This window comes from Micromonospora zingiberis, assembly GCF_004331455.1.
Lineage (GTDB): Bacteria > Actinomycetota > Actinomycetes > Mycobacteriales > Micromonosporaceae > Micromonospora > Micromonospora zingiberis.
In genome coordinates, this window is record NZ_SJJR01000011.1 from 152538 (window position 1) to 171520 (window position 18983).

Here is an 18983-nt window from a genome sequence, read left to right on the forward strand (position 1 = left end):
CTGCCGTCAGGCGTGCTCCTTGCGGATCTGGTCCGCGAGGTGATCGGGCATCGGGTCGTAGCGGACGAAGTGGCGGCGGAAGGTGCCCGCGCCGTGGGTCAGCGCGCGTAGCTCGATGGCGTAGCGCAGCAGTTCGGTGGCGGGCACCTCGGCACGTACCAGGGTCCGGCCCTCGGACTCCGGGTCGGGCTCGGTGCCGAGCACCCGGCCGCGTCGGCCGGACAGGTCACCCAGCACCGTGCCCACGTTGCCGTCGGGCACCCGTACGGTCACCTCGTCGACCGGTTCCAGCAGCGCCGGCTGCCCCTTGGCCGCGGCGTCGCGCAGGGCCAGTGCGCCGGCGGTCTGGAACGCCGCGTCGGACGAGTCCACGCTGTGCGCCTTGCCGTCGACCAGGGTCACCCGCAGGTCCACCACCGGGTGGCCGGCGACCAGGCCGCGTTCCAGTTGGGCGCGTACCCCCTTCTCCACGGAGGGGATGTAGTTGTGCGGGACCGCCCCGCCGACCACCCGGTCGACGAACTCGAAGCCGGCGCCGCGCGGCAGCGGCTCCACCTCGATGTCGCAGACCGCGTACTGGCCGTGCCCACCGGACTGCTTGACGTGCCGGCCGTGCCCGGCGGCCGGCGCCGTCAGGGTCTCCCGCAACGCCACCTTGACCGGTTCGGTGTCCAGCTCGACCCCGCCGGCGTGCAGCCGGTCGAGAACCACGTCGGCGTGTGCCTCGCCCATGCACCACAGCACCAGTTGGTGGGTCTGCGGGTTGCGCTCCAACCGCAGGGTCGGATCGCCGGCCACCAGCCGGGACAGATTGCGGGCCAGGGCGTCCTCGTCGGACCGGGACCGGGCCACGATCGCCACCGGCAGCAGCGGCTCGGGCATCTCCCACGGGGCGATCAGCAGTGGGTCGTGCTTCGCGGAGATGGTGTCGCCGGTCTCCGCGCTGCCGGACTTGGTGATCGCGCAGATGTCGCCGGCCACCGCGACGTCGACCTCCCGCAGGGTGGCGCCGAGCGGGCTGTACAGGTGGGCGATCCGCTCGTCGGCGTCGTGGTCGGGGTGGCCACGTTCGGCCAGCCCGTGCCCGCAGATGTGCACCGTCTGGTCGGGGCGCAGCGTGCCGGAGAAGACCCGGACCACGCAGACCCGCCCGACGTGCCGGTCGACGGTGGTCCTGACCACCTCGGCGACCAGCGGACCGTCCGGGTCGCAGGTCAGCGGCGGGCGAGGTGAGCCGTCCACCCCGGTGACCGGGGGCAGGTCGTGCTCCGGCGGCGACGGGAACCCGGCGGTGAGCACCTCCAGCAGGGCGTCCACCCCGACCCCGGTGGCCGCGCAGACCGGCACCACCGGGTAGAAGTGTCCCCGGGCGACGGCCTTCTCCAGGTCCTCGACCAGGATGTCGGCGTCGATCTCCTCGCCGCCGAGGTACCGGTCCATCAGGGTCTCGTCCTCGCTCTCGGCGATGATCCCCTCGATCAGCTCGTTGCGGGACTCGACGATCGCCGGCAGGTGCTCCGGGTCGGGCTGGCGCACCTGCGGCGGCAGCCCGTCGGTGTAGTCGAAGACCCGCCGGGTGATCAGCCCGAGCAGGCCGACGGTGGAGACCCCGTCGTCGCCGAGCATCGGCAGGTAGAGCGGGAGGACGTTGTCACCGAAGACCCGCTGGCAGAGCGCCACCGCCTCGTCGAAGTCGGCGCGCGGATGATCCAGCCGGGCGACCGCGACCGCCCGGGGCATGTCGACGGCCGCGCACTCCTCCCACAGCGCCGCCGTGGCGGCGTCCATCCCGTCGACGGCGGAGACCACGAACAGCGCGGCGTCGGCGGCCCGCAGGCCGGCGCGCAACTCGCCGACGAAATCGGCGTAGCCGGGCGTGTCCAGCAGATTGACCTTGATTCCGTCGTGCACCAGCGGCGCGCAGGCCAGCGAGACCGACCGTTGCTGGCGTACGGCCGCCGGGTCGTGGTCGCAGACGGTGTTGCCGTCGGTGACCGAGCCGGCCCGGGTGATCGTGCCGGTCGCCGCGAGCAGCGCCTCGACCAGGGTCGTCTTGCCCGCACCCGAGCGCCCGACCAGCACCACATTGCGGATCTTCGCGGGATCGGTCACCGCCGGTACCCCGGTGACTGCCTTGTCCTGACTCCTCTGCGCCATCGGGCGCACCTCCCTCAGCCGGTGGTGGTGGCGACCGCCGCGCGCGACGGGATGCGGCCCGAGCGGGGTACTGCGGCGATATCCTCCGGTGGATCGCTCCGAACCGGGCAGTCAACGGGCGGTCTGGTGAGCTGGGTCACCCTCTCGGCTCGATCTCACACCCGATGACGAACAGACACAACCCTCCGTGCTCGGACCGGCGCTGTCGCCGGCTCAGGACCGACCGTTATCGTGGGACCGCCATGGCGAAGATCTTCCAAGTGTCGGCCCGCGCGGGGATGACCCGCGTCGTGGAGCCGATCGCCCGTAGCCTGCTGCGCGCGGGCGTGTCCCCCAACGCGGTCACCGTCGCGGGCACCCTCGGGGTGCTCGTCGGCGCGCTCGGCTTCGGCGCCCGCGGCCACCTGGTCGCCGGAGCGCTGATCGTGACGGTCTTCGCGCTCACCGATCTGCTCGACGGGACGATGGCCCGGATGAGTGGCGGCTCCACGAAGTTCGGCGCGTTCCTCGACTCCAGCATGGACCGGGTCGCCGACAGCGCGGTGTTCGGCGCGGTCGCGTTCTACCTGGCCGGCGTCGGCGACCGCGCGGGCGTGGCCGCCGCGCTGATCTGCCTGGCCGCCGGCGGTCTCGTCTCGTACGTCAAGGCGCGCGCCGAAGGGCTCGGGATGAGCGGCAACGTCGGCATCGCCGAGCGCACCGAGCGGCTGCTGATCGTGGGCGTCGGTGGCCTGCTCACCGGCCTCGGCGTCGAGCCGGCGTTGCCGATCGCGCTGTGGCTGCTCGCGGCGGTGTCACTGTTCACCGTGGGACAGCGGATGCGATACGTGTACCGCCAGGCCCAGCAGGTGGACGTGCCGGGCGGCCGCGGGTGACCGGCACAGTCCGGTCACGGGTGACCGGCACGGTCCGGCGGCGGGGGCGCCGGTGAACCTCACCGAACTGGGCTTCGTCGCCGGCTGGCGGCTGGTTCGCGCGCTGCCCCAACCGGTCGCCGCCGCGGCGTTCACCGCCTTCGCCGACCGGGCCTACCGCCGTGGGGGCCCCAGCGTCACCCGGCTGCGCGACAACCTGCGCCGGGTGGTCGGGCCCGACCTGCCCGAGGCCGAGCTGGACGACCTGGTCCGCGCTGGCCTGCGGTCGTACGCCCGGTACTGGATGGAGGCGTTCCGGCTGCCGTCCCTGCGTCACGAGCAGCTGCTCACCGCGTTCAGGCTGGACGGCGCCGACCTGCTCGCCGCCGACGTGGCCGCCGGGCGCGGCGCGGTGGTGGCGCTGCCGCACGGCGGCAACTGGGACGCCGCCGGCGCCTGGGTGGTGGCCAACGGCTGGCCGCTGTCCACCGTCATGGAGCGGCTCAAACCGGAGGGCGTCTACAAGCGGTTCGTGGCCTTCCGGGCGAGCCTGGGCATGGAGATCCTGCCCACCACCGGCGGTAGCCGGCCGCCGCTGGAGGTGCTGACCGAACGGCTCGCCGCCGGTGCGGTGGTGCCGCTGCTCGCCGACCGGGACCTCTCCGCCCGCGGCGTCGAGGTGGACTTCTTCGGCGGCCGGACCCGGATGCCGGCCGGCCCGGCCCTGCTGGCGCTGCGTACCGGCGCGCCCCTGTACGTGGCCTCGATGTGGTACGAACCGGATGCGGCATGCGCCGCGCTGGAAGGCCCGCTGCCGGTGCCGGGACCCGAGGAAGGCACGCTGGACGGGCGAGTCCGGTCGCTGACCCAGCTGATCGCCGACAGTCTCGCGGCGGGCATCGCCCGGCATCCGCAAGACTGGCACATGTTGCAGCGGATGTGGCTGGACTGAGGGGGACGGGCGCAATGCGGATCGGCATCGTCTGCCCGTACTCCTTCGACGTACCCGGCGGGGTGCAGAACCACGTCATGGACCTCGCCGAGGCGCTGATCGGGCTCGGGCACGAGGTGAGCGTGCTCGCCCCGGCGGACGAGGACTCCACCCTGCCGTCGTACGTGGTGCCGGCCGGCCGGTCGGTGCCGCTGCCGTACAACGGCTCGGTGGCCCGGATCGCGTTCGGGCCGGTCTCCACCGCCCGGGTACGGAGGTGGATCACCCGGGGCGACTTCGACGTGCTGCACGTGCACGAACCGTTGGCGCTGAGCCTGTCCATGCTCGCCGTGCTCTCCGCCCGGGGGCCGGTGGTGGCGACCTTCCACACCGCGATGACCCGATCCCGGGTGCTCTCGGCCGCTCAGGGCGTGCTCCAGATCGTGCTGGAGCGGATCACCGCCCGGATCGCGGTGAGCGCGCTGGCCCGCAAGGTGCAGGTCGAGCACCTCGACGGGGGTGCGGTGGAGATTCCCAACGGGGTGGCGGTGGCCAAGTTCGCCGGGGTCGAGCCGTTGCCCGGCTGGCCGGGGGAGTGCTCGCCCGGTGCCGACGGCACGCTCGGCTTCCTGGGCCGGTTCACCGAGCCGCGTAAGGGCTTCCCGATCCTGCGGGACGCCTTCGTCGAACTGGCCGAACAGCGCCCCGGGCTGCGCCTGCTGGTGGCCGGCCCCGGTGACCGCGACGACCTGTTCGACCGGTTTCCGCCCGGGCTTCGGGATCGGGTCACCTTCCTCGGCCTGGTGTCCGAGGCGGACAAGGCCCGCATGCTGCGCAGCGTGCATCTCTACGTGGCGCCGAACACCGGCGGTGAGTCGTTCGGCATGATCCTCACCGAGGCGCTCGCCGCCGGTACCACGGTGGTCGCCAGCGACCTCGACGCCTTCCGCCGGGTGCTGGACAACGGCCGGGCCGGGCGGCTGTTTCCCACCGGCGACGCGGTGGCGTTGCGTGCGACGCTTGCCGAACTGCTCGACGACGCGGCCCAGCGGGCGGAGCTGACCGCCTGCGGTGATCAGGTGGTGGCAAATTTCGACTGGCCGGTGGTTGCCCGCCGCGTTCTGGAGGTATACGCAGCGGCGATCGAGGCGACCGACGGGCGGGTGATCGACCAGGAGTGGGTGGGGTCGGACTGATCGGGAGGAACGGGAGCAGCACTACGATGCCGGGCATGTGGTGGGTGGTGGGCGGGACGCTGGTCGTCGCCCTGGTGGCGGCGTACCTGATCTGGACCGCCGGCCGGGTCGAGCGGCTCCAGGCCCGCGCGCAGCTCGCGGCCCGGGCCCTGGACGCCCACCTGCTGCGCCGCGCCGCCGCCGCCGCGGTGCTGGCCGAACGCCGCTACGGCGTGGAGCTGTACGCGGCGGCCCGGATCGCGCTCGACGCACAGCCGGACGAGCGGGAAGCGGCCGAGAACGACCTGACCCGGCAGCTGCGGGCCGTTCGACTCGATCCCAGCGACCCGGACTGCGAGGCGGTCATCGCGGCCAGCCGGCGGCTCGCCCTGGCCCGGCAGGTGCACACCGACCTGGTCCGCGACGCTCGTACGGCGCGCGGCCGGCCCCTGGTACGCCTGCTGCGGATGGGGCGCGGGCACACCTGGCCGCGCTACTTCGACATCGACGACCCGACGCTCACCGTCCCCGCCGCCGACGTCCCCACCCGCTGACCTGGGCTGCGGCGGCCCGACTGGCACAGCGTGACGGCGGCCACACCTAAGGCCACCACGGGTCTGATTGGCTGTCGGAACGGCGTTGCGGCGGTCGTAGCATTTCGCTGCCCCGCCCGTGCGCCCTCAAGGAGCGATGACCCGTGTCCGAGACGACTTCCCCGAACGCCAGCGACACCACCCCGGTCGTCGGCAGCGCCCGCGTCAAGCGGGGCATGGCCGAGATGCTCAAGGGCGGTGTGATCATGGACGTGGTCACTCCCGAGCAAGCCAAGATCGCTGAGGACGCCGGCGCGGTCGCGGTGATGGCGCTTGAGCGGGTGCCCGCCGACATCCGCGCCCAGGGCGGGGTGTCCCGGATGAGCGATCCCGACATGATCGACGGCATCATCGACGCCGTCTCCATCCCGGTGATGGCCAAGGCGCGGATCGGCCACTTCGTCGAGGCGCAGATCCTCCAGGCGCTCGGCGTCGACTACGTCGACGAGTCCGAGGTGCTGACCCCGGCCGACTACGCCAACCACATCGACAAGTGGGCCTTCACCGTGCCGTTCGTCTGCGGCGCGACGAACCTGGGCGAGGCGCTGCGGCGGATCACCGAGGGCGCCGCCATGATCCGCTCCAAGGGCGAGGCGGGCACCGGGGACGTCTCCAACGCCACCACCCACATGCGCAAGATCCGTCAGGAGATCCGTCGGCTCCAGACCCTGCCGACCGACGAGCTGTACGTCGCGGCGAAGGAGTTGCAGGCGCCGTACGAGCTGGTCAAGGAGGTGGCCGAGGCCGGCAAGCTGCCGGTGGTGCTGTTCACCGCCGGTGGTATCGCCACCCCCGCCGACGCGGCGATGATGATGCAGCTCGGCGCCGAGGGGGTCTTCGTCGGCTCCGGCATCTTCAAGTCCGGCAACCCCGCCCAGCGGGCCGCCGCGATCGTCAAGGCGACCACCTTCCACGACGACCCGGACGTGCTGGCCAAGGTCTCCCGGGGTCTCGGCGAGGCGATGGTCGGCATCAACGTCGACGACATCCCCGTCCCGCACCGCCTCGCCGACCGCGGCTGGTGAATCGAAAGGAAGGGCCCCCTGTTAACGCCTCCGGTAGAGCAGGGGTCCCTTCTTAACATCTCGGAGGAGCACACGTGACGGCACCCGTGATCGGCGTGCTCGCCCTTCAGGGCGACGTCCGCGAACACCTCGCCGCCCTGACCGCCGTGGGCGCGCAGGCCCGTCCGGTACGCCGACCGGCGGAACTGGACGCCGTCGACGGCCTGGTCATCCCCGGCGGGGAGTCCACCACGATCAGCAAACTGGTCGACATCTTCGAACTACGTGAACCGATCGACAAGCGGATCGCCGCCGGCCTGCCGGTCTACGGCTCCTGCGCCGGCATGATCATGCTGGCCGCCGAGGTGCTCGATGGCCGACCGGACCAGCGCGGCTTCGACGGCATCGCGATGACCGTGCGGCGCAACGCCTTCGGCCGCCAGGTCGACTCGTTCGAGGCACCCGTGGAGATCACCGGCATCGACGGTGGCCCGCTGCACGCGGTCTTCATCCGGGCGCCCTGGGTCGAGCGGGTCGGCGCCGGGGTCGAGGTGCTCGGCACCGTGCTCGACGCTCCCACCGCGCCGCCGGCGGCTTCAGGGCGGCGGCACGACGCCCCCGCGCCGGTCGGCACCCGGATCGTGGCGGTGCGCCAGGGCAACCTGCTCGCCACCTCGTTCCACCCGGAACTCACCGGTGACCTGCGGCTGCACCGCTACTTCGTACGCCTGGTCGGCGCCGTGAGCTGACTGGTCGCGCCGTGAACTGAGTTGGCCCGCGCCGTGAGCTGAGCCGGCGCGGCCGGCCCGGTCACACCGGCAGTCGTACAGCCCTCGCGCGCTGCTCGCCTGCGTCCCGGCGCGGCCTGCCGCCGCGATCTCCGCTTCCCTGTGCGACCAGCGGAGGACGAGCGGCGGCCGGGGTCGTTGCCGGTTCCTGGCGGGCCGCCGGTGGCCGCACCAGCAGCAGGGCGATCAGCAGCCACACCACGGTGGTGACCCGGTTGGACGTCAGGGTGGACAGCCCCATCGATCCGGCGACCACCACCATGACCAGCCCGGCGCCGAAGCGTACCGCCGCCGGATCGGCCCATTTGCGGGTCTGTAGCCAGCAGGCGACCAGGACCGCCATGATGGCGCCCTGGAGCAGGAGCCCGAACACGCCGGCCATCACCAGCGCCTCCACCCACGCACTGTCGTAGGCGACGCGGATCCCGCCCAGACCGAACCCGAACCACGGGGAGTGGTCGAAGACCAGGCCGGCGGCGTCGGCCAGGGTGGAGTTCTCGCCGAGCCGGGAGGCGGTGTAGAAGGAGAGCAGGCTGCCCTTGCGGCCCTGCGGGTTGAACCAGGCGTCGAGCAGCACCCCGCCGATCGGCGAGTCCGGCTGCCGGGCCTGGTAGTCGAAGACGACGAGTACGCCACCCAGGGCAAGGACGGAGCCGACCCGGCTGCGCCATGGCGCCCCGCGCCAGGTCTGCCAGAGGGCGATCGGTAGCCCGATCAGCAGGAAGATCTTCGATGCGGTGAGCAGGCCGCCGATGGCGAGGACGATGCCGATCGCGGCGAGGCGCAGCGGGCGGTGGCGCAGCAGGTACACCGCCGCGATCAGCCCGAGGGAGTACATGACGCCGGCTTCCGCGGGCTGGTTGAAGATGCCCGAGTACCGGCCCATCGTCGCCGCGCGCTCCGCGGTGCTGGTCTGCCCGCTGCTGTTCCACCACCGTGGCAGCAACTCGTCCAACGGGCTCGGCCCCAGCAGCGTCAGATAGGCGGCGACCGTGTTCAGGGCGAGGAGGACGACCAGCGTCATCGCCGCGACGCGAATGAGCCGGGCGCGGTCGGCAGTTCCGGTGGCGACGAGGTACCCGGCGACGAGTACGGCAATGGGTAACAGCAGGTTGTCGAGGCCGGCCCAGAGACCGACGGGCTTGTACCCGACGCCGGCCGTGGGGTCGCCCAGGGAGGCGAATCCCGCAAGCGCGACATATGTGGCAATGAGGGCGATGAGCAGCGTGACCAGCGGCGGGATCGAGGCGAGGAGGTGGGCGCGGGTGAGGAACGCCAGCGCGGCGACGGCGACGACAGCGACCTGTTCGGTACGGACGCCGGGCCCGATGTACGGGCCGAACGCGGCGAGGATGAGCAGGACCATCACCAGTTCGGACGTACGCTGACGTGCGGTGAGCCTGTGGCGGTGGGCCGGCATGTCGCCCCTAGGTCGTCTCGTATCGCATGAACTTCAATGACGTGCACCATTCATACCAACTTCTCCCTCTGTCGATCGGTGGTTTCCGACTTCTGGTGGGATGCGGTGCGGAGCGGGCGGCATGAGGATTTTTGTCTGCTATGCGGTGAGCCGGGTGATTCGTCGGCCTGCTGACGTGCGGCGGGTGACGGGCGCCGCACGTACGTCGGTAGGATTGCCGAGATTCGGCAGGGCCATCTGGCCGCCACGGCTTCCACCAGAGCTGACCGGCACCACCGCGTGCGCGGGTGCGGAGCGAGGCGTGCGCGGTGCGGTCGATGCAGACGGCGGGTAGCAACGGAGGTAACAGATGTCCGGCCACTCAAAGTGGGCGACGACCAAGCACAAGAAGGCGGTCATCGACGCCAAGCGCGGCAAGATGTTCGCCAAGCTGATCAAGAACGTCGAGGTCGCGGCGCGGACCGGCGGCGGCGACCCCGCCGGCAACCCGACCCTCTACGACGCCATCCAGAAGGCCAAGAAGAACTCGGTTCCCAACGACAACATCGACCGCGCGGTCAAGCGCGGCTCCGGCCTGGAGGCCGGCGGCGCCGACTACCAGACGATCATGTACGAGGGGTACGGCCCGAACGGCGTCGCGCTGCTGATCGAGTGCCTGACCGACAACCGCAACCGGGCGGCCACCGAGGTACGCACCGCGCTGACCCGCAACGGCGGCTCGTTCGCCGACGCCGGCTCGGTGTCGTACATGTTCTCCCGCAAGGGCGTGGTGATCGTGCCGAAGGCGGGCGCCACCGAGGACGACGTGATGCTGGCGGTCCTCGACGCGGGCGCCGAGGAGGTCAACGACCTGGGCGAGGCGTTCGAGGTGGTCTCCGAGCCGGGTGACCTGCTGGCGGTACGCACCGCGCTACAGGACGCCGGCATCGAGTACGAGTCGGCCGAGTCCTCGCTCGTCCCCAGCGTCACCGTGCCGCTGGACGAGGAGGGCGCCCGCAAGATCTTCAAGCTGATCGACGTCCTGGAGGACAGCGACGACGTGCAGAACGTCTACGCCAACTTCGACGTCTCCGACGAGATACTTGCACAAACGACCTGAGAGTCAGGCTGCTCGGTGAGTACCTCAACAAGGGCCTGAGTCATTTTCAGCTCTAAACGGCAGTGGCCCCCATCCTGTTAGGACGGGGGCTTTTCTGCGTTCTACAGCCTCCTGAGGCCGTTCTTCAGGACGTACAGAGCCCTCCGCTCAGTGGCGTCACCAGCTGCGTTGAGCTGGTATCCCTCAATCCAGATCCACCCGTCATAGGTGGGCCGATCAAGGACTTTGATTACGCAGCTCCCGCCCGGCTGGCAGCAGGAACACGGATTGCCGTTGTGGCTGTCGACAGTCGTCCAGCTGAGTTGGACACGAAACGGGACCTCTGGCCGGACGTCAGGAAGCGCCACGGTGGGGCTTCTGGTTACCGCCTGGACGACTGCCGTACCGGCGCTGGTTCAACCGGCCCATGGCGAAGCTTGAGCGCCACCAGCCGGCACGAGTCATCAACGGCCTTGTCGGCAGCAGCATCGTTGGGCCGTCCCAGGCTGGACGAGGCTGACCATCCTGCCTGGCGTACCTGGTGGCTGCTCCCACCGTGTCTACGGGCTCAGTCGGGCGCTGAAACCACTTCACTCTCACTGCTACCTCCCAGAGTCGTTGAGGGCAACCGGCACGGGGCACCTACCCCTAGATCACTCTCCGTGCCGGTTGCATTGCTACGGTAGAACCTGTCTAGGCGACCTGTCTATACAGGCTCGCCGGCCGGGTGCGGCGAGGATGAGACTCCGGAAGATCGGCGGTACGGTTGGGCGTGCCTACCCCGCACACGGAGCCAGCCCGCTATCGGGTCGTGGCAGACGAACTGCGTCGCCGGATCCTCTCCGGCGTGATCCCGCCTGGGTTGCTGCTACCCAGCGAATCGACCCTGATGGCTGAGTTTTCCGTCGCGCGCGGAACGGTCCGTGAGGCCCTGGCGCTCCTGCGCGCCGAGGGCTTGGTGGTGACGGAGATGGGTCGAGGCACGTATGCCCGGCCTGTAATGCCCGTCCGTCGTCTCGGCTCCGACCGCTACCGCAAAGAGCTTGATCAGGTCCGATCCGGGGAACTGGGGACGTCCTTCACCGCTGACCAGCAGATCGGATGGGCGGCCTACGCCCTCGACAAGAAGTTCCGTGAGGTGCCTGCGACCCAGGCCGTGGCCGAACTTTTCGAGGTGGAGCCAGGGACGATGTTGCTTGAGCGGCGATTCGTCTTCCGGAACTCGGGCGTACCGCAGCAGATGTCGACGTCCTATCTGCTGCTGGAGACGGTCGCCGGGACGCCCGTTGCTGATCCCGCCAACGAGCCCTGGCCCGGCGGCAACACGTCCCAGCTCTACAGCCTCGGTTACACGATCACGTCGATACGGGAACAGGTCCGGGCGAGGATGCCTGTTGCTGACGAAGTCGACACCCTGAAGATTCCCGGCGGAGTGCCGGTTGTGGTCATCACGCGGCAGACGTACGTCAACAGCCAGGTGATGGAGGTTGCTGAGATCACGATCCCTGCCGATCGGGTCAGCTTGGATTACCAGATCGACCTGACATGAGCTGAACGCGCTCTAAGGAAGCTACCTGAGGGCTGCTTCTGCCGGCTGCACATGGAAGCCGATGAGGCCCCTACCCAGCTGCTGGGGCGATACGCCACCAGGCCGAGTGCGCCCACCAGCAGAGACCCGATGGCGGACCACTTGGCGAACCGGCGTGCCCGGCCCGCGACCGGGCCCGACAACCACGTCCGCAATGCGTACGCGACGTCGACCTCTACCCCGATCGGCAACGTGATCGCGGTGTTGATGCTGAAGTCGTCCCAGGGGTGCAACCACCCTGAACCCGGTGAGCCCGCCCAGGCCCACCCAGCCGGCTCACTTCATCACCTCCCCTCGCAGAGCAACCTTCACGTCCTGCCCGCCAGAGGGCAGCGCACCTGACGTGCGACTGAGGGGGTGATTAGGTTTGGTGAGTGGGTTTGTGCTGGTCGCGGGCCTGAGCCGCCAGCCCGCGTACGCGCCCTGATTCGCGTGCACGGGGTGCCCGCGGTGGAAGCGCCGCAGGGGGTTGCTAGAGAAAGCTTTCTAAAGCATTCTCTACTATATGAGCGACGAGGTGCCGCAGCGGGCCATCAGAATCACCGACCCACGCGCCCTGCGGGCGTACGCGCACCCGCTGCGGATGCGCCTGATCGGGCTGCTGCGCGGCGAGGGCCCGATGACCGCCACCCAGGCGGCTGCCCGGCTCGACGACAACGTGCCGAACTGCTCGTTCCACCTGCGGCAGCTCGCCAAGTACGGGTTCGCCGAACGGGTTCCCGGGGCGGACGGCCGGGAACGGCCCTGGCGGGCCACCACGCAGTACACGTCCTGGGACGACGACTCCGACGACCCGGTCATGAAGGCCGCCGCGGACCAGCTCAACGGTGTGATGCTCGCCCTCTACCTGCAACGCGCGCAGGACTACCTCGCCATCCGCGCCGACGAACCCGTGCAGTGGCGGGTCGCCGCCGGCTTCGGCGACGCGTTGCTGCATGTCACCGCCGCCGAGCTGCGTGAGGTCACCGAGCAGATCGACGCGTTGCTGGCCCGGTACGACGAGCGGATCGCCGACCCGGCGAAACGCCCAGCCGGGTCCCGCCCGGTGATGGTCGTCCAGATGGCGCTGCCGCGTGGCCCCGTACCCGCCGAGCGGCCAGCGGACGAGAACCGGCCATGACCGAACCTCTCGTCCTGGCCGAACCGGCACCACCGGGCCGGCCGCGCGTCCCCCGGCTACTCCAGCAGACCGTCCCCCGGCTACTCCAGCAGACCGCCTTCCGCCGCTACTGGTCCGCGCAGACCGTCTCCCTCTTCGGCGACCAGATCACCATGCTCGCCGTACCGCTGCTGGCCCTGCTCGCGGTCGGCGCCGGGCCCGCCGAGATGGGCTACCTGACCGCCGCCGCGCTGCTGCCGAACCTGTTCTTCTCGTTGCCGGCCGGCGCCTGGGTGGACCGGCAGCCACGCCGACGCCGAGTAATGATCGTCACCGACCTCGGCCGGGCCGGCCTGCTGCTGGCCGTGCCGCTGCTGTGGTGGGCGGACGTGCTGAACCTGCCGCTGCTCTGTGCCATGGTCTTCCTGATCGGGATCCTCTCGGTGTACTTCGAGGTGGCGCACAGCAGCCTGTTCGCCGCCCTGGTGCAGCGGCCCGACTATGTGGACGCCAACAGTCTGATCAACGGCAGCAGGGCCCTGTCGCACCTGGCCGGTCCCAGCGTCGGTGGCGTGCTGGTGCAGGTGCTCACCGCCCCGGTCGCGCTCTTCTCCGGCGTACTCACCTATCTGACCTCGGCGGTCTTCCTGGCCCGGACCAGGGTCACCGAGCGTCCCGCACCGGGCGGCTCCGGCCTGGGCATGGCCGCCGGCGTACGGTACGTGGCCCGCTCGGCGATCCTCCGGGCGACGCTGCTCGGCACCACCACGCTGAACCTGTTCAACTACATGTTCGCCGCGCTCTTCGTGCTCTACGTGACCACCGAACTGGGCGTCTCCCCGGGCGTGCTGGGTGTGATCATCGGGGCGGGCGCGTTCGGCGGACTGCTCGGCGCGGCGGTCACCGCCGCGATCAGTCGCCGAATCGGCATCGGCCCCGCAGTGCTGCTCGGATTCGTCGTCTTCCCGGCCCCGTTGCTCCTCGTACCGCTGGCGGTGGGGCCGCAGCCGCTGGTGCTCGCGCTGCTGTTCGCGGCCGAGTTCGTCTCCGCGCTGGGCGTCATGATCCTCGACATCGCGACCGGATCGGTGCAGATCGCGGCCACACCGGTGGCGATGCTCGCCGTGGTCGCCGGTTTCCGGCGCACCGTCAACTACGGCATCCGACCGATCGGTGCCCTGGTCGGCGGGACCCTCGGCGCCGCGATCGGGGTCCGTCCCACGCTCTGGATCGCCAGCCTCGGTGCCCTGCTCGGAGTGTTCTGGATCGTCTTCTCCCCGCTTCGCGCCATGCGCACGCTGCCCGAGGAGACGAGTCGGTAGCGGGATCTGAAGCACCGCAGGCGTGGCGGAGCCGGCTGCGGCGGCTCGGATCGGGGAGTATCGGCCGGAGTCGAGGCAGGACTGACCAGGAGGTCCGGGTGCAGGCGGCAGGCGAGCGGTTCAGGCCGGGCGACGTGGTGGTCCGGCGGGAGATCCTGCGTGGTGAGGTCTGGTTCGCCTGCCCGACGATCTGCGTCGAGGATTCTCCCGACCTGCTCGCGCTCTACCTGCCGTCCGGCGCCGAGTTCGGTTTTCCCGAAGAGGGGAGCTTCCCGTGTGGGCGGCACCCCTGGCATGTTGCCGGCCAGCGGGCCTGGACCGGGCATGGCAAGCTGATGCTCCAGCGCCCGGGCGAGGCCCACTCGGTCGACGTGTTCTGGTCCGGCCCGCAGCGGGACTTCGCCGGGTGGTACTTCAACCTCCAAGACCCGCTGCGGCGTACGCCGATCGGGGTGGACACCCTCGATCATGAGCTTGACCTGTGGTGGGCGGCGGACGCCGACCGGTACGTCTTCAAGGATGTGGAGATCTTCGCCCAACGGTTGGTGGAGGGACGCTACCCCGGGATGGGCGAGGCGATCCGCGCCGAGGGGGACCGGATCGCCGCGCTGCTCGACGCGGGCCAACGGTGGTGGGACGAGTCCTGGGCGTCCTGGCGGCCCGACCCGACCTGGCAGACCCCGAGCCTCCCCGCTGGCTGGTCCAGCGTCCCCTGCTGACCCGTTGCGGGCTGGGGAAGGCAATCCTCGAAAGCGTGAGGTGGCCCTCGGCCGGACGCGGCACCGCCGCCTCCGCGACAGCCGCCGTCGGTCAGCCCAGCGTCTCGCGCTCCCGCCAGGCGGTCCGGACCGAGGTGCGGCCGTTGGTACGCAGGAGCGAACCCTCGTACACCCGGGCCCCGGCGAGCAGGAACCCGATCGCCGTCACCAGCAGCAGGGCCAGCGAGACGAACAGCTCCCAGAGCGCGGCGTCGCCGGTGAACAGCCGCAGCGGCATCGCGGTCGGCGCCGAGAACGGCAGGTAGGACAGCAACCGCATGGCGCCGACGTTGTCGCTGAGGAAGACCACCGCGAAGAACGGCAGCATCACCGCGAGCTGCACCGGCATCGACACACCGCCGATGTCCTCCAGCCGGTTGACCAGCGCGCCGGCCGCCGCCCACATCGAGGCGATCAACACGAAGCCGAGCAGGAAGAACGGGATGAACCAACCGATCGCCGGCCCGAGCAGGGAGACCAGCCCGTCGTTGCCGCCGAACGCCATGCCGGTCAGCGCGACCAGGGCGACCAGGGCGATCTGCCCGAGCGCGAGGATCGTGCCGGCGAGCATCTTGCCGGCCAGCAACGCCCGGACCGGTACCGCGGCGACGAGGATCTCCACGATCCGGGTCTGCTTCTCCTCGATGATGCTCTGCGCGATCTGCACACCGAAGGTCTGCGAGGTGATCAGGAAGATGAAGGCGAACGCGAACGGCACCAGGAAGGTCAGCGTCGGGTCCACCGCGTCCGGATTCAACAGCTCGACCGGGGGCCGGGTGCTCAACGCGTTGACCACGTCGTTCGGGGCGTCGTTCATGGCCAGCACGACCGGGCCGGCGACGACTGCGGCATCGACGTCGCCGTCGCGCACCGCCTGCTCCGCGGCGGCGTCGTCCGGCACGGTACGCACCTGAAGCCCCGCCTCGCGCAGCGGCCCGGCCGCCGCCTCGGTGGCCGCCACGGTGGACGGTCCGCCGGACAGCAGCGACGGCAGGATGGTCGCCCCCGCCGCGATGACCAGGAAGACGATCGTGCTGATCAGGAAGGTACGGTCACGCAGCTTGACCCGGATCTCGCGGGCGGCGACCAGCCGGGTGGCGTCGAAGGTGTTCACTGGGTGACCTCTCGGAAGATCTCGGCGAGTGAGGGCGTGACCGGGCGGAACGCGCGGACCGGGCCACGGTCCAGCGCCGCGCGCAGCACCGGCTGTTCGTCCGAGCCGGGCGCGAGGTCGAAGACGGCGCGGGCGCCGTCCAGGTCGACCAGACTCACCCCGGGCTGGTCCCGCAGCCAGCCGGCGTCGGTCTCCACCACCAGTTCGTATCGGGGCGTGGTGTACGACGCGCGCAGCTGCTCGCGGCTGCCGGCGGCCCGGATCGCGCCGTCGGCGATGATCACCAGGTCGTCGCAGAGCCGCTCGACGACGTCCAACTGGTGGCTGGAGAAGAGCACCGGGGCACCGGCGGCGGCTCGCTCGCGCAGCACCGCGACGATGGTGTCCACGGCCAGCGGGTCCAGCCCGGAGAACGGCTCGTCGAGCACCAGCACCTCGGGGTCGTGCACCAGCGCGGCGGCGATCTGGGCGCGCTGCTGGTTGCCCAGCGACAGCGTCTCCAGCAGGTCGTCGCCCCGCTCACCGAGCCCGATCCGGTCCAGCAGCGTGTCGGTGGAGCGCCGGGCGGCCTCGGCGGTCAGCCCGTGCAACCGGCCCAGATAGATCACCTGTTCGCGGACGCTCATCTTCGGATACAGGCCGCGTTCCTCCGGCATGTAGCCGAAGCGCCCCCGGGCCTCCCGGCTCAGCGGCGTACCCTGCCAGGTCACCTGGCCCGCGTCGGCGGCCAGCACGCCGAGGATGATCCGCATGGTGGTCGTCTTGCCGGCGCCGTTACCGCCGACGAAGCCGGTCATCCGACCGGCGACGACATCGAAGGACACATTCTTGAGCACCTGACGGTCGCCGAAGCTGCGGTCGACGCCGTCGAGGCGGAGCACCGTGGTCACGGTCCTCACGCTAGGTCCTCGACGGGCGACTGCCCTCCGCCCGGCGGTGGAAGTCGGGACTCCCCCTCGCGACGGAGTCGCTCACCCGCCGGGTCGGACCACCCCCTGCTCGTACGCGAAAACCACCGCCTGTACCCGGTCGCGTAGCTCCAGTTTGGCCAGTACCCGGCTGACGTGCGACTTGACGGTCGCCTCGCCGAGGTGCAGCGTGCCGGCGATCTCGGCGTTGCTGGCACCCCCGGCGATCAGCACCAGGACCTCCCGCTCGCGGGGGGTGAGCTCACGCAGCGCCGCCTCCGGATCGATCACGCCGCCGCTCGTGCCGCCCTGCCGGGCGAAGGTGGCGATCACCCGGCGGGTGAGTTCCGGGGCGAGCAGGCCGTCCCCACGGGCCACCACCCGGATCGCCTCGACCAGCGCCTCCGGTGTGCCGTTCTTGAGCAGGAAGCCGCTGGCCCCGGCGCGTAGCGCGGCGAACAGGTAGTCGTCTCGGTCGAAGGTGGTGAGGATCAGCACGGCCGGGCCCGGCTGGTCCGGGTCGGCGCTGATCCGTCGGGTCGCCTCCAGCCCGTCCACCTCGGGCATCTCCACGTCCATCAACACCACGTCCGGGCGCAGCGCCCGGGTCATGCTGACCGCCCGTTCCCCGTTGGCGGCCTCGCCGACCACCTCGATGTCGTCCTCGATCTCCAGGATGACGCGGAAGCCGGTACGCACCAGGTGATGGTCGTCGGCCAGCAGCACCCGGATCGGCCGGTCGGGCCGGTGCGTGTGGTCGCCGGGGTGGTCCGGCATCCGATCGGTGCTCATGCCGGCCGTCCCGCCGTCACCGGCAGCGGAATGCGGACCCGTACCCGCCAACCACCGCCGGTACGCGGCCCGACCTCCAGCTCACCGCCGTGGGTCGCGACCCGTTCCCGCATCCCGACCAGTCCCAGCCCGTCGGCGTTCGGCGGGCGGGTGGCCCGGCCGTCGTCGGTCACCTCGACCTCCACCTCCTGCGCCAGATAGCGGATCCGTACGTCGAGGGTCCTCGCCCCGGTGGCGTGTTTCAGCGTGTTCGTCACCGCTTCCTGCACCACCCGGTACACCGCCTGGGAGACCGACCCGGGCAGCGGCGTCGGATCGCCGTACACCCCGAGGGAGGCCGCCAGCCCGGCCTCGCGTGCCCGACCGACCAACGTCTCGACCTGGTCGATCCCGGCGGCCTGTTGCGGCGCCTCCGCCGGTTCGCGGTCGTGGGCCCGCAGCACGCCGAGCATCCGGCGCAGCTCGTCCACGGCCGTGCGGGCGCTCTCCTCGATCGAGGCCAGCGCGGTCCGGGCCTTGGCCGGGTCCTTGTCGAGGACCCGGCGACAGGCCGCCGCCTGCACGCCCATCACCGACACGTGGTGGGCGACCACGTCGTGCAGCTCACGGGCGATCCGGACCCGCTCACCGATCACCGCGTGCTCGCGGGCCTCGGCCTGCGAGCGGCGCAGTTGTTCGGCCTGTTCGGCCAGCTGATGCTGCCGTCGCGCGGCGATCCAGGCGGTCTCACCGAAGAAGTACGCGAACCCGAAGAACAGCAAGTTGATCATTACGCCGGTGACGATCGCGGCGAGCAGCGGGGGGACCGGCCCGACCGCGTTCTCGAAGGCGTCCGGGGGGAGGGACCTGTAGTTGATCGTGTAGGAGATCGCCATCCAGACGAACATGGCGGCGATCACGCCGATCCGCAGTCGTCGGGCCAGCCGACGGTCCCGGCCCCACGCACCGAGGGTGAAGATGGCGGCGAACAGCGCCCACTGGGAGAGCTGCCATTCGGGGACGGCCCGGGCCTGCGCCCCGATGAACGCGGCGGAGACGACCAGCGCGGTGGCGGCGGGATAGCGGCGCCGCCAGATCAGCGGCAGCGGCACCGCGATGGTCCAGAGCACCTGTTCGAGGCCGGACGGCGGCGACCCGAGCAGGAACGCCCCGGTGCTGCGGACCAGGGTGAGGCTGAACAGTGCCAGGAGCGTCGCCGCCAGACCGAAGTAGCGGTCCAGTCGCCGCTGCGCGGCGGTGGGTCCCGGGCGCCGCCATTCGTCAACCGTCTCGCTGGTCACTCCGGTGAGGATGCCACCCCGGCGCCCGGTGCCCCAACGACACCCGAGATGATCCTGCCCACCCCGGCCCGGCCGCCGCTCGCCGCTGGGCGGGCGAACGGCCGTGGCGTGGCCGGCGGATG

17 protein-coding genes and 1 pseudogene are annotated in these 18983 nt (G+C 70.9%); 11 read left to right on the top strand and 7 right to left on the bottom strand.

What is annotated here, in order from left to right; genetic code table 11:
- Positions 1-6: 6 nt before the first annotated feature.
- Positions 7-2157, bottom strand: coding sequence for an elongation factor G-like protein EF-G2 (locus E0H26_RS17850; protein WP_131304936.1), 2151 nt, complete (start codon positions 2155-2157; stop codon positions 7-9).
- Positions 2158-2399: 242 nt separating this feature from the next.
- Here E0H26_RS17850 and pgsA point away from each other — a divergent pair, with 242 nt between their 5' ends.
- The 6 genes from pgsA (at position 2400) to pdxT (ending at position 7463) form a co-directional block, all read left to right on the top strand.
- The gene (pgsA, locus tag E0H26_RS17855; RefSeq protein WP_131304938.1) at positions 2400-3032 is read left to right on the top strand and encodes a phosphatidylinositol phosphate synthase; all 633 of its coding nucleotides are present in this window, start codon (positions 2400-2402) and stop codon (positions 3030-3032) included.
- A gap of 52 nt (positions 3033-3084) precedes the next feature.
- Complete coding sequence (locus E0H26_RS17860; RefSeq protein WP_131304940.1) at positions 3085-3963, top strand: phosphatidylinositol mannoside acyltransferase; 879 nt, start codon at positions 3085-3087, stop codon at positions 3961-3963.
- A gap of 14 nt (positions 3964-3977) precedes the next feature.
- The gene (locus E0H26_RS17865) at positions 3978-5138 is read left to right on the top strand and encodes a glycosyltransferase family 4 protein (protein WP_131304942.1); all 1161 of its coding nucleotides are present in this window, start codon (positions 3978-3980) and stop codon (positions 5136-5138) included.
- Positions 5139-5164: 26 nt separating this feature from the next.
- The gene (locus tag E0H26_RS17870; RefSeq protein ID WP_131304944.1) at positions 5165-5671 is read left to right on the top strand and encodes a hypothetical protein; all 507 of its coding nucleotides are present in this window, start codon (positions 5165-5167) and stop codon (positions 5669-5671) included.
- Between the two features lie 143 nt (positions 5672-5814).
- Positions 5815-6735: a pyridoxal 5'-phosphate synthase lyase subunit PdxS gene (gene pdxS, locus E0H26_RS17875; RefSeq protein WP_131304946.1), complete on the top strand. Its 921-nt coding sequence runs from the start codon at positions 5815-5817 to the stop codon at positions 6733-6735.
- A 74-nt stretch (positions 6736-6809) separates the two neighbouring features.
- Positions 6810-7463 (top strand): pyridoxal 5'-phosphate synthase glutaminase subunit PdxT, encoded by a 654-nt coding sequence (gene pdxT, locus E0H26_RS17880; protein WP_131304948.1) that lies wholly within the window; start codon positions 6810-6812, stop codon positions 7461-7463.
- 61 nt (positions 7464-7524) lie between these two features.
- Here the strand turns inward: pdxT and E0H26_RS17885 are convergent, their stop codons facing one another.
- Complete coding sequence (locus E0H26_RS17885; protein WP_131304950.1) at positions 7525-8871, bottom strand: O-antigen ligase family protein; 1347 nt, start codon at positions 8869-8871, stop codon at positions 7525-7527.
- Between the two features lie 400 nt (positions 8872-9271).
- Between E0H26_RS17885 and E0H26_RS17890 the strand changes: the two genes are divergently transcribed.
- The gene (locus E0H26_RS17890) at positions 9272-10021 is read left to right on the top strand and encodes a YebC/PmpR family DNA-binding transcriptional regulator (protein WP_131304952.1); all 750 of its coding nucleotides are present in this window, start codon (positions 9272-9274) and stop codon (positions 10019-10021) included.
- Positions 10022-10811: 790 nt separating this feature from the next.
- Positions 10812-11549 (top strand): GntR family transcriptional regulator, encoded by a 738-nt coding sequence (locus tag E0H26_RS17905; protein WP_206025207.1) that lies wholly within the window; start codon positions 10812-10814, stop codon positions 11547-11549.
- A 56-nt stretch (positions 11550-11605) separates the two neighbouring features.
- On the opposite strand, the pseudogene E0H26_RS29985 reads toward E0H26_RS17905, so the two are convergent.
- Positions 11606-11864: pseudogene (locus E0H26_RS29985) on the bottom strand (ABC transporter permease); the annotation flags it as partial.
- Between the two features lie 229 nt (positions 11865-12093).
- On the opposite strand from E0H26_RS29985, the gene E0H26_RS17915 reads away from it, so the two are divergent.
- The 3 genes from E0H26_RS17915 to E0H26_RS17925 all read left to right on the top strand — a co-directional run bounded on the left by E0H26_RS17915 (position 12094) and on the right by E0H26_RS17925 (position 14728).
- Positions 12094-12708, top strand: a complete 615-nt coding sequence (locus E0H26_RS17915; protein ID WP_131304959.1) for a winged helix-turn-helix domain-containing protein — start codon at positions 12094-12096, stop codon at positions 12706-12708.
- On the top strand, positions 12705-14009 hold the full coding sequence (locus E0H26_RS17920; protein WP_131304961.1) for an MFS transporter: 1305 nt from the start codon (positions 12705-12707) through the stop codon (positions 14007-14009). Before E0H26_RS17915 ends, E0H26_RS17920 begins: the two co-directional genes overlap by 4 nt.
- 98 nt (positions 14010-14107) lie before the next feature.
- Complete coding sequence (locus E0H26_RS17925) at positions 14108-14728, top strand: ribonuclease FAU-1 family protein (RefSeq protein WP_240742245.1); 621 nt, start codon at positions 14108-14110, stop codon at positions 14726-14728.
- A gap of 91 nt (positions 14729-14819) precedes the next feature.
- Here E0H26_RS17925 and E0H26_RS17930 read toward each other — a convergent pair whose 3' ends face one another.
- The 4 genes from E0H26_RS17930 to E0H26_RS17945 form a co-directional block, all read right to left on the bottom strand.
- Entirely contained in the window at positions 14820-15881 is a 1062-nt protein-coding gene (locus E0H26_RS17930; RefSeq protein WP_131304963.1) for an ABC transporter permease, read from the bottom strand.
- On the bottom strand, positions 15878-16771 hold the full coding sequence (locus E0H26_RS17935) for an ABC transporter ATP-binding protein (RefSeq protein ID WP_131304965.1): 894 nt from the start codon (positions 16769-16771) through the stop codon (positions 15878-15880). Before E0H26_RS17935 ends, E0H26_RS17930 begins: the two co-directional genes overlap by 4 nt.
- Before the next feature lie 81 nt (positions 16772-16852).
- A complete protein-coding gene (locus tag E0H26_RS17940) occupies positions 16853-17566 on the bottom strand; it encodes a response regulator (protein ID WP_131305028.1) in 714 nt (237 codons plus the stop codon).
- Positions 17567-17577: 11 nt separating this feature from the next.
- The gene (locus E0H26_RS17945) at positions 17578-18861 is read right to left on the bottom strand and encodes a sensor histidine kinase (RefSeq protein ID WP_131304967.1); all 1284 of its coding nucleotides are present in this window, start codon (positions 18859-18861) and stop codon (positions 17578-17580) included.
- Positions 18862-18983: the final 122 nt, after the last annotated feature.